The following is a 12887-nucleotide window of genomic DNA, read 5'->3' as shown; positions in this document are numbered from 1 at the left end:
AAAACTTTCTTACTTATCCTTTGATAATTTATATTTCTAAAAGGAGCTTTTTATTTGAACAATAATCTTATAATTATCAAGGAGATATTTCATTATTAAATTTTAAATTAATTCTCTAAAAAGTTTTATAATTTGAGCAAAAAAAAGCGAAAAATCTAAGTTAGATTTTTCGCTTTTCCATTTTTAATATTATTTCTTATTTTAATTTCTCACTACCAACTTTTTCACCAACGGAATATCTACACCTTGTATGTAAGCGTAAACTGTATAGATTTCATTTCTCAAATCGCCTATATACAATTCATAACTTCCATTACCATTAAATGATTCAAGGTATTCATATGTCTTAACTAACCTACCGCTAGTATCGTATATATAGATTCCTAATAATGGCGCCGGAACTTCCAAATTAATAAATACTTGAGCATTTTCACTTGCTGGATTTGGAGATATCACCATATTATCCATCGTTGCATCATAAGTTTCATTTTGGCTGATAGTCCAATCAAATGTTATTGTACTTGATTCTGAAGGACTACCGTCGTCGGTTACCGTAACCATGACTTCATACGGGCTATTAACAGATGCACCAGCTGCTATCGTTCCACTAATTAATCCAGTAGACGGATCAATATTCAAGCCATCAGGAAGGTTAGTTGCCGTGAAAGTCAAATTATCGTCATCAGTAGCAAGAATTTGAAATGAAATTTCTTCACCTTCCATTCCACCTTGTGCTCCAGGGAGTGTTACCTCAGGTGCTTCGTTAATCACTACGATGATATCAGTTACGTTCCAAACAAAAGATATAGTACTCTCTTCTGAAGGGTTACCATCGTCAGTAACAGTAATATTTACTACGAAAGGACTATTGGCCGATACACCAGCTTCAATTGTACCACTAATCAATCCTGTACTCATATCTATTGTCAACCCATCAGGAAGATTCGTTGCAGTATAAGTCAGATTATCGTCTTCCGCATCAGTTGCTTCAATCTGTAATGAAACTACATCTCCTTCAACTCCGTTTTGATCCCCTGGGTTTGTTACCACTGGTGCCAAGTTCACGGCAACATCGGTTACAGTCCAAGTAAAGGATATAGTACTCTCTTCTGAAGGACTACCGTCATCCGTTACAGTAACTGTCACTGCGAATGGACTGTTGGTTGATGCTCCAGCTTCAATTGTACCACTAATAAATCCTGTACTCATATCTATTGTCAACCCATCAGGAAGATTCGTTGCAGTATAAGTCAGATTATCGTCTTCCGCATCAGTTGCTTCAATCTGTAATGAAACTACATCTCCTTCAACTCCGTTTTGATCCCCTGGGTTTGTTACCACTGGTGCCAAGTTCACGGCAACATCGGTTACAGTCCAAGTAAAGGATATAGTACTCTCTTCTGAAGGACTACCGTCATCCGTTACAGTAACTGTCACTGCGAATGGACTGTTGGTTGATGCTCCAGCTTCAATTGTACCACTAATAAATCCTGTACTCATATCTATTGTCAACCCATCAGGAAGATTCGTTGTAGTATAAGTCAGATTATCATCTTCGCCATCTGTTGCTTCAATCTGTAATGAAACTACATCTCCTTCAACTCCGTTTTGATCTCCTGGGTTTGTTACCGTTGGTGCCAAGTTCACGGCAACATCGGTTACAGTCCAAGTAAAGGATATAGTACTCTCTTCTGAAGGACTACCGTCATCCGTTACAGTAACTGTCACTGCGAATGGACTGTTGGTCGATGCTCCAGCTTCAATTGTACCACTAATCAATCCTGTTGTCATATCTATTGTCAACCCATCTGGAAGATTGGTTGCCGCAAAGGTCATATTATCGTCTTCGCCATCAGTTGCTTCAATCTGTAATGAAACTACATCTCCTTCAACTCCGTTTTGATCTCCTGGGTTTGTAACTACCGGAGCTGTATTTGTTGCAACCGCAGTTACGTTCCAAACAAAGGATACCGAACTTGATTCTGAAGGACTACCATCATCTGTTACAGTAACATCTACTGTTAATGGACTGTTGGCTGATGCTCCAGTTGCTATCGTACCGCTTATTAGTCCTGTTGACAAATCAATATCTAATCCATCAGGGAGGTTCGTTGCCGAATAAGTCAATCCGTCTGAATCCGTAGCTATAATTTGTAGAGATACTATTTCACCTTCTACACCATTCTGTTCGTCCGGGTTAGTAACTACAGGAGCTTCATTAGCAGGAGTATTTACCGTAATTGTTAAAGTTGCCGTATTTGTAAGAACACCATCACTCACCGTTAATTCTACTTCGTATACACCAGGCGTATCAAAATCATGAATAGGATCCGCAGTAGCATCTATTGGAGAACCATCTTTAAAGTCCCATAAATATTCAACCACTCCAGTATCATCCGTAGAATTACTACCTGTAAAATCAACAGTTAAAATAGCATCACCTGTCGTAACATCCGACTCTATGACTGCTATTGGTGCAGTATTACCTGCCTCACCAACATTCCAAACAAATTCTAATGTATTTGACTGAGAAGGGCTACAGTCATCTGTTACCGTTACCTCTACATCATATGGACTTTCTCCCGAAGCTCCATTTGTAATACTACCTTGAGTAGATTCGGCAGCTGCAAACAATTGCGCTTCGTCATAATTTTGACTCACCAAATGCAATGCTAAACGATCAATTAAATGACCATTCGATCTAGATGAAATTTCCATGGTATATGTACCTGCATTATCAAATTCTACAAATACCCAATGCGCATCATTATCACTAGTTTTAGTACTCCAACTCCAATCTAGTGTATTGGTATATAACTTTAACCAACCATCAGCAGACGCACCCTCTACCTCTGGTGTTTTACCCAATCCTTTAGGGTAAACAATACCACCAGATCCATCAACATTTTTAGCACCATAAAAATCATTGGCATCATTAAAACGTAACCAAGCATCATTATGTTCTGTAGAAGGTACAGAAGGGGCAATGATACCTATATTATTATACCATTGGAATCTATAAACACCTGGTGTAGTAATTTCAACCTGAGTAGAAATAGTTCCAACACCCGGAGTATTAAAACTGTCAACTGAATTGAAAAGATATCCACTACCTGTATAACCAGGTTCAGTAGTCTCTTCGGTCCAGTTAGCTCCATATGTTAAATTTTCCATCTCAATAACTACTAGACCATTGTTCTCTTGATAAGCGCCAGTACCCGCACCACCATTAGAAACTGTACCGGATATTAAACCTGTATCAGGATCTATAGTTAAACCTGCAGGCAAGCCAGTTGCACTATATGTCTCGTCAGTACAAGCCCCTGTTGCATCAATTTGTAAGGAAACCACATCACCTTCACTATTATTCTGTGTACCGGGATCCGTAATTTCTGGAACATTTACAGCATTAGATAAGGTTATTTCCTTAGTTGTACCATTACCATATGTAATTGTTAACAATGCACTTCTATTATCTCCTGTTCCAGATAGACTTATCTCAATAGGATGCGTACTATTCGCATTCAACAATTGATTCGTTAATTCACCTGATACTATACTAAAATCACTAGCATTAGTCCCTGAAATAACCATCGAAGCTATTATAACCCCAACATTTCCATTTTCAATATTCAAATCAATAGTTTCTGTTTCCCCATCTGCAATTAATAATCCATCTAAAGAATTTACTTCACTTGCAACACTAGGGCTACCAACTGGAGCATCCTCTCCATAGTATTCCATGTTTTTCTGGTTATCCCCACCTTGTACAGGAGAACCTGCCGTAATAAATATTCCATTTCCGGAAACAATAGCCTGAGTACCATGTCTAGGATAATTCAATCCTGGTAAAGTAGTCCAAGTTTGAGATAAAGGATCATACTCTTCAACAGTTGTTAAAGCAGGTCCTGCCGTTTCGCTTTCACCACCAATAACCATTAACTTATCATTGAAGTTAACTGCAGAAGAACCACCTCTAGGTGTTGGTATATTCTGACCAGCTGGTAATGTACTCCAACTTTGACTTGTAAAGTCGTACACGTCAACTTCATCTATTGTGGGAGCAAAAACTCCTCCTGCTCCACCTGACAGACGACCACCAGATACGTATAATTTATCATCAATAACCACTGCAGCAAAGTGATCTCTTTCTCTTGGCGCATCAGCTAAAGGTGTCCATACTCCGGTTGCAGGATCATATTCATCAAAATATGAAACATAACCTCCATCGTGTCCTTGCGTGTTACCGGCCACAACATAAAATTTATTGTTATACATCACCAACCCTGCGGAACCTCTTCTTCTAGCAGCTGGTATCTCTGGACCTTGAATCCATTCTTCTACCGCTGGATCAAATGCCCAAACGTATTCAGCAGGTGTTTCCGTTGGGTAGGAATTATCTTTAAAAGAACCTATAATCCAAATTAATCCTTGGTATTCCGTAGCTTGAAAATGATTAAATTCAAAAGGAGCTGAATCAACTAAAGAATTCCAAGAATCAGTAGTATAATCATAAATATCAATAGTTGAAGCATTCTCTCTACCCCCCATTAAGTAAAACTTATCACCAGCTTGAACAAATGAATTTTCATGTCTTGCCGTATAATTTTCATCTTCATCTTTATCAACCCATGTTGAAGCTATATTCCAATTGAAAGTTGTACTAGCGGGAGCAGAACCACGTCTAACAGCAGTAACTACAACTTCATGTGCACCATTATTATTTGGACCACCTACAGAAGCCGTTGTCTCGATAGTACCAGTTACTTGACCAGTAGCAGCATTTATACTAATTCCGTCAGGTTGACCTGAGATGTAATAAATAAGCTCTTCTCCTGAGTCACCACCAGTTGCTGATGCTGTAAAATCTATTACTGCATCAATATCACTAACTTGGTTCGCTATTGCCGTAATAGATAAAGTAGGATTTGCTGCATCTATTTCAAAAATTTCTATAGCACTAAGAATTGGATTTTCAGCGACACCATGTAGAAATTCTAAATTTAATTCACCATCATTAAGGGTTACTGGAAAAGAAAGCATACCTGCCCTCAAATGTCCAAACTCTGCTATAATATCCAAATCATTTTCCACTACCGTTCCTTCTAATAAAATATCGAATATTCTATCTCCAATTTCACTAGCTGGCTCATAACTGTTTCCTAAATAAATATTCACCACATAATCACCATTCTCTAAAGGAAATATAAACTCCATCTCCTCACCATCAGCAGCATCATAACGTTCTCTTGCAAAAATTCCATTGAACGTAGTATTGTCAATGTAAGCTGGAACGGTATTATGTTTCTTATTAAATTCCAAAAGTGAATTAATAGAGAATCCAGTATTTACTGAATACATACTAGAGGTATATGCTCCATTTGTATTATTAAATTTCCAGTCAGTAGCAGTATCCGTAGCAGTAACCAAATCACCACCTACGTTTACTCTATAACTGAATGCTTCAAAAATTATCCAATCAAAGGTAATTGTAACAGCATCATTTGTTAGACCATCATTATCATCTATAGTAATGGTAACAGTATAAGGACTATTTAATTCAGCTCCAGCTTCAACTGTACCACCAATTTGCCCATTAGTTGGTTCTATTACCAATCCTGGCGGAAGACCTACAGCTGCATAGTTTTTATTTCCATCACCGCCAAAAGCAGTTACAGCCAAACTACCATCAAGCTGTTCACCGACCGGAGTTCTCTGCTCTTCTATATCTGCTACATAGATAGGAGTTTCGGTATCTGAAGCATCTAAAATTTCAATACCATTGATCATTGGGTTTTCTATGGCACCATGAACGAATACAATGTTAATCTCACCATCAGTTACCGGAATAATATGACTAATAACAGTACCTACTTCATGACCATAGGTAGCAGATAAATCTATATCATCTAATGCCGGGTATGTTAATCCTTCTATTTGAACATCAAATAGACGTTGCTCTGCTTCTGAAGTACCTTCCCAACCATTAGCCATATATAATCTCACTTCATAATTACCACTCTGTGTAACAGGAAATGAATATGTCATATTTGGTGCACCTGGTGCACTATCTGCTCTTTCTGTTTTAAAAATTTGATTTGGTGTAGTAGTAGGAACACTAGACCCACCATCTGCATCGAAAGAAAAAGTTTGATTGCTACCGGCATTTGCTAAATATGCTGAATTACTACCTTGAGTATCCCCTTCCCAATCGATATCTCCATCAATTGCGGTAATTTGTGGTCCCCCAGTATTTACACGGTAAAAAACAAACGGAGAATCGGTAACATTAACTTCAAATGTTTGTTCTACAAAGTTCAAATCTCCGTCAGTTGCCCTTATCGTAATATTTGATAATGCAGAAATTCCAGGATATGATAACGTTAATTCATTTGCGCTAATTACCGCACCTACATTGGCGTCTGTAATATTTTCTACTGTGTAAGTAAGGTTAGATACCCCATTATCATCACCAAAGAAATTATTTAATTCAATAATTTCGTCATTAGAGTTAATATATCTATCAAGATCAGGAATTTCAGCTAATACAAAAGGTTTACTATCCAAAACATTAAGAAAATCATATGTCACTCCAATTTCCTTACCTGTTTCATTAGATGTTCCTATAATACCAACTGCCAAATCTGTAGTAGTTTGTTGTAAGGCCGTTAAAATATTACCTGTCGCAGTTAATGTACCAACTGTTACTCTAGTACCTCCACCTGTAAAACTATATTGACAAATTACTTCACCATCTGCAGGATTCACTACTAAATAAAACACTATACTATCTGGTCGATTATTAACATCAATAATAACATCTTGTGTAGACTGAATTACATCATTAACTTCTTGTAAAATAGATACGCCATTTTGGGTTATAACCATTTTTATATAGTTGCTTTGTGTACCGTCTCCAATAAAAATACCCAACTCTCCATTTGGTGCATCAGTATTTCCGTAAAGTTGCAAAGGACCATCAAACCCAACCATACTAGAAGTTACAGTAAACACGTCGGTATTTTGATCTACCTGAATACCATATTGAAATCCTTTTTCCTGATTATTGGTTGTCCCTAAAGCCGTACCAGATGTCCAGTTTATAATCATAGCGCCAGCTGCACCACCTAATACATCATTTGGGTTAGGATCATTAGGGTCATTTTCTCTATCTAACCAGTTTTGCCAATTAGGATTAGGATCACCATTATTCATAAGACCGGTTAACCCTAAACCTCTATGTCCTCCTAAACTAGTATCTGAAAACAACTCATTAACAAATGGAATTGTAAAAGCATCACTTCCTGAATCAGCAGGGTCTCCTAATTGAAATGGATCTACATCATCATTAATACCATCATTATCATCATCTAAATCAATAAGGTTGGAATCAAGAATAGTTGTTACTGATTTATCAAAATCTTCTGGTTGAGACCCACCGTTACAAGCTTCCGTATCATTATCTTCTTCATCTTGATTAGTATACCCATCTTCATCATAATCGGCAAGAGGATCGTATTCTGGATCACTAGGGTCTACACAGTCCACTAAATCAGCAGGTTCCAACACAAGAATTTTAGACGTGGAATTAGTATCCTCTGCTGAACCGCTAAAAATCCCAACCCAAATAGTTCCCGGAAAAGGATCTGTATTGCTATTACATGTTATCCCTAGAGCATTACCTCCCAAGTTAGAGGCAAATGCAGATGTCAATGTTTCCAAACTACCATTGGCATTGAGTTCTACCCTTCGCAACAAACTATCATCACTACCAGCAATCAAATCACCTTTCATAGCTTCACCAAAATTGTCTGCCGTGTATTCATCTATACCATTGGTATTAGTATCCCAAATAGTTACAATATCATCTTCGGGACCATCTGGGTTATCAATACCAGGTCCTCTCCAATCACCTTCAACAATATTAGCATTGGCAACAGGAACTGGCGGCCAGTTCGCAGGTAACCCAAGACTAGCATCTGTTGTAGAACCGGGTGTTGACCCATCTGGATCATAAATTAAAGTTCTAAAGACTGCATCGTTATTAGTTGTTGCACTTGGGGTATAATATAAACCGGCATCGGTAGGATTGGCTCTAACAGGGTTTGGATGACCTCCATAATAACTTCCAAAAACATAATTTTGAATATCCGTTGTAATCAAGTGTAAATGATCATCGTTTACAATTTGCTCTCCACCTGAAGATGAAGAACTCCCAGGTTCGCCCGGAACATAATTATTAGTTACTGTTCCTGACATTCCTTCATTTTCAGGAAAGCCTCCCCAACTTCCGTTAGGACCATTGTCTGTAACATAAACAGCACCACTCTCTGTTACGACTAAATCATAGGCATTTCTATATCCAGGGGAAAAAATCTGCACGGGTCCACCAGGAACTATCATACCTTGGTTTAAACCATCATTACCACCAAATGGATCATTTACATCAACACCATTGTACGCAGGATTATCTGGGTCAGTAATCCCGTTAACATTAGCACGAGTTGGGTCATCTAAAGTTGGTATATCATAGATATAACTTCGCCCTTCATCACTGAGTGTAGGCATAGCTTCTATTAAATCTAAATTTACAGAAAGAATAGCTCCAGAAAGTGCATACTCCATAGCATAATTAAAACTTAGGGATGGACTTCCGCCATTAGTATTTCCTCCTTGAGCTACAATTAAATAATCCACCCCACCTATAGTAACAAACTCAAGACCATTAGTTGCGTGGTTTTCCTCTGAACGTGGTAATCCCCTTACAATATCTACAACATCCCATGTTGTTCCATTCCAAGTAAACCTGGTTATAATTCCAGAATTCGTATCCAAACCGGTATCGCCTACACCTCCAGTTACACCACCACCAACTCTAAAATCACTAGAAGTTGCGTAGATTATTGGAAACTCTGCTGTTCCTGCTAAAGTTATTCCAGTAGTTTCCCTATATATGGAAGAGTCTTCAGAACCATCATCATTATGATTTTGAATATCATTTATACCAGTTATAACTTCTGTATTTATTACCTTAAAATTGCTATCACCAACTCTTTCAATAGTCAATGCTTTTATGGTACCTGGATACTCAGAAAAGTACAGTCTACCATCGAGACCCCACATCAAGGATGTGGAAGCTAAAGCGTTACCATTTCCATCGAAATCAAGTTCACTTAGATCAAAGTTAACCTGTGCATTCATCTGGGTAATACCTAAGACGAATAACATAAAAAGATTTAATAAAAAAGATTTGAAGTAATTCTGTTTCATATTCTAGGAGAATAAAGTGATACTAATATTTTACCGTTCTACACGGTATTCTAATTTTAAAACAAATATAATTCAATAACACAATTGACGATTATTAGTCGTCTTATATTCGTTTAAACCTGAATGTTACTCGATAAAGTACAAGTATAAAATTCACCTTTACTAGTAGGAAAAAAGCCATAAAGCATGAACGGTTCATAATCTTGGATAAATAATCATACCAAAATTAGGGGCGAAAAATATTAAAAAACTGTAGAACAAGGAGTTAAGACCATTAAACATATTTGTTAATAAAAACATAAAATATGTAAAGCACTATATTAATTTCACTAAAATGTATAATTCTGAATAAATAAAAAAGACACGATAATCATAATAATCATCGTGTCTTTTTTATTTTTTAGTGATTCTAAATTTTAGAATTTCCACCATTTTTTGGCGCTTTTACTATAACCGTAACCATATTTACCGCCGTAACCTAAACTATCTAAACTAACATCATTTACAACAAAGGAAACACCTTTTAATTTGCCTTCTTCACGTAAGTTGAGAGGGAATTTAACGGCAGATTCATCAGTTACACCAGCTCTGGTCACATATATAATATGATTTGCATAAGGCGCAATTAATAAAGTATCACTAACCACCATCATTGGTGCTGTATCGACAATTACATAATCATACATTTCAGACACTTCTTCTAACAAATCCTCAATTTTAGAACTCATTAATAATTCTGCCGGATTTGGTGGAATTTTACCAGAGTAAATAACATCTATAGTATTATGATGTACCAACATAGGTCTAATGATATCTCTAACACGTATAGTATCATCTAGCAAGTATTCCGTTAAACCAGCGTCTTTATTTCTAGATGGCGTTTTTAGCTTATCTACAGAATCACCCGAAAAGAAGGTATATAATTTAGGGTTTCTAATATCAGCACCTACCAAAAGTACCTTTTTATTTGTACTCGCCAATATCATTGAAAGGTTAGATGAGACAAAAGTCTTACCCTCTCCTGGCGTACTTGAAGTTACATAAATAATATTATTTTTACCGCTATTACTTGCATGCTTGGTTTTAATGAGAAAATCTAAGTTAGCTCGTATAATACGTAGTGCTTCAGCAAGAACGGACCGATCATCATTTATAATAATTTTACTATCCTTTTTAGAAAGACTAGGTAACTCACCCAAAACAGGAATATCATTAGTGAATTTCTCTAAGCTGTGCTTATTTTGAATCTTGGTATCTAACTGATCCTTACCATAAATTACTCCAAAAGGCAACAATAATCCTAACATCAAAGCGGCTAAGTATGTAATAGCTTTTTTAGGTTTTACCGGTGTTGGACTAGAAACATAAGCTTTATCGATTACATTGGATTTAGGCGAAGCTGAAGCAAATGCTATTTGTGACTCTTCACGTTTCTGTAATAAATATAAATACAAAGATTCTGTAGTTTCTTGCTTTCTAGTAATATTTCTAAGTTCCCGTTGATTTTCAGGAGCAGAGTATATTGTACCTTGAATTCTACCTAATTGACTTTGCAACGTACTAACATTCATACCTACGTTACGCTCTAATGAATTTAAACTAGATTGCATTGTACTTTTAATACCATCTAATTGCTCATCAAGATTAACAATCATAGGGTTTTGTTCATTAGAGCTTTTCAATAATCGTTTACGCTCTGCGACCAAAGCGTTATATTGAACTGTAGCCTGACTTAAAGCTCCACTTCCCACATCAACAACAGGCATTTCATCATAACCAGTTTCACCGCTTACATAGTCTTTTAATCCACTTACCATTTGCAGCTGCACTTTTGCATTCTCTAAATTAGAACGGCTACTTGCACTTACTTGAACAGCAGCACCTACTTCAATACCAGAACCGGTCATACCCTTTTCAGTCAATAATTCTTGAGCATCTTTATCTACATTAGTTAAAGTACCAGATATTAATTGAATACGGTTGTTAATGAAATCAGAAGTTGTATCAGCAATACGTTTTTTTTCATCGATTGCATTTCTATTATATATCTCAATTAACTTGTCTATAATGTCTTTTGCTTTTTTAGGAATAGCACTTGTCATTGACACATCTAGAATATTAGAAAATTCAGCGCTTACAGATATTTTAACAGCAGACTTAAAAGTTCTTGCCACTCTTTCAACAGGACTTAAAGAAACTTGAAATCTTTTTCCTATTAAACTTTTTGGATCTTTTACATTAGGTGTAATCACCATATCTCCAATTGGTGTAGAAATACCATTACCGTAAGAATAAATTTTAGACGGCACATTTTCATTCTCAGTAAAACCAAAAGTATTACCAGAAGAAAACTCTATAAAAAAACTATAATTAGCATTATTAACAGTAGAATCTGCAGCAATAAAATTTACTTTTACAGGAGGGTTAGAATAAACTTCAGAGTTTATAATATTCCCTAAGGCCATAATCTTTACATTAGCCCCCAGTTCCTTAACAACTTCTATAAAATTAGATCTAGATGCCAATATCTCAATTTCATCTTCTACCTGTTTAGAGGAACCACCAAAAACTCCAAGATCTTGAAAAATACTCATCTCATTTCCTGTATTTTTTTCTTGAACAATTTGTATTTGTGATATTACAGCATACTCTGGAGTTGTATATCTAATATTTACATAAGCCAATGCCAATGCCATAAAACCACATAAAACAAACCATTTCCAATGTTTTGCGTAGGTCGATATAACATTTTTAATATCCTCTTTTTTTTCTGAAAAACTCATAGAATGATTTTGAATTGGGATAGGACAATCTTGTTAATTATTATTAAGAAGTAAAATTGTAGTAGTTATTAGAAGAGACGCTATGGATACTGCTAGCCCAGCTCTATTATCTAAAGATGAAGTCTTAATTGCAGAATTATTAGGTTCCACGTAAACCACATCATTTTGCGTTAAATAATAAACAGGAGAACTTAATGCTTCCTTACTAGTTAAATCTATACGCGTATACACCTTTGTTCCATTAAAATCTCTAATAACTAATACGTTATTCCGCATACCTTTTATGTTAAGGTCATTTGCTAAACCAATAGCTTCTAACACGGTAATTTGCTCTCCATTAACGAAATAAGTTCCAGGAGTATTAACCTGACCCAAAACAGTTACCGAGAAATTAACAAGTCTTATATTAATAATAGGATCTTTCAAGTATGGCTCTAATTTTTCTTTTAGCAGATTTTTAGTTTCCTCCGGGGTAAGTCCCACCAACTTTATTTCTCCAAGAACTGGAAAATCAATATTACCCTGTTTGTCTATTATATAGTCTAATTGCTCAGGTCTAGAGCCATTGGTCATCACCCCTTTAAAAACATTAAATGGTAAACTGGCTTCAGAATCTAAAGTGGAAACGTTTATAGATATTACATCATCAATTTTAAAGGTATTTACATGAGAATTATCACTAACGATAGTCTCATATTCTTGCGCATCTTGAAAATAAACAACATCTTTTTTAGAGGCACATGAAGCTATAAATAAACCTGCGCTTAGTATTAATAAGCAATTTTTAATTCTTGTTTTCAATGAATTCATTCTTCTTAAAATATTTGTAATGGT

At 36.1% G+C, this 12887-nt stretch carries 3 protein-coding genes; all 3 read right to left on the bottom strand.

Annotation, left to right across the window (positions count from 1 at the left end; all coding sequences use genetic code 11):
- Nucleotides 1-201: 201 nt before the first annotated feature.
- The 3 genes from UH1x_RS16225 to UH1x_RS16215 all read right to left on the bottom strand — a co-directional run bounded on the left by UH1x_RS16225 (nt 202) and on the right by UH1x_RS16215 (nt 12863).
- Entirely contained in the window at nt 202-9228 is a 9027-nt protein-coding gene (locus UH1x_RS16225) for a putative Ig domain-containing protein (protein ID WP_482623014.1), read from the bottom strand.
- 458 nt (nt 9229-9686) lie between these two features.
- A complete protein-coding gene (locus UH1x_RS16220; RefSeq protein ID WP_482623012.1) occupies nt 9687-12053 on the bottom strand; it encodes a GumC family protein in 2367 nt (788 codons plus the stop codon).
- A 33-nt stretch (nt 12054-12086) separates the two neighbouring features.
- On the bottom strand, nt 12087-12863 hold the full coding sequence (locus UH1x_RS16215) for a polysaccharide biosynthesis/export family protein (RefSeq protein WP_482623010.1): 777 nt from the start codon (nt 12861-12863) through the stop codon (nt 12087-12089).
- Nucleotides 12864-12887: the final 24 nt, after the last annotated feature.

This window comes from Maribacter sp. UH1 (assembly GCF_056839145.1).
The sequence above is the reverse complement of the archived record's forward strand: the minus strand, read 5'-3'. Positions and strand labels throughout refer to the sequence as shown.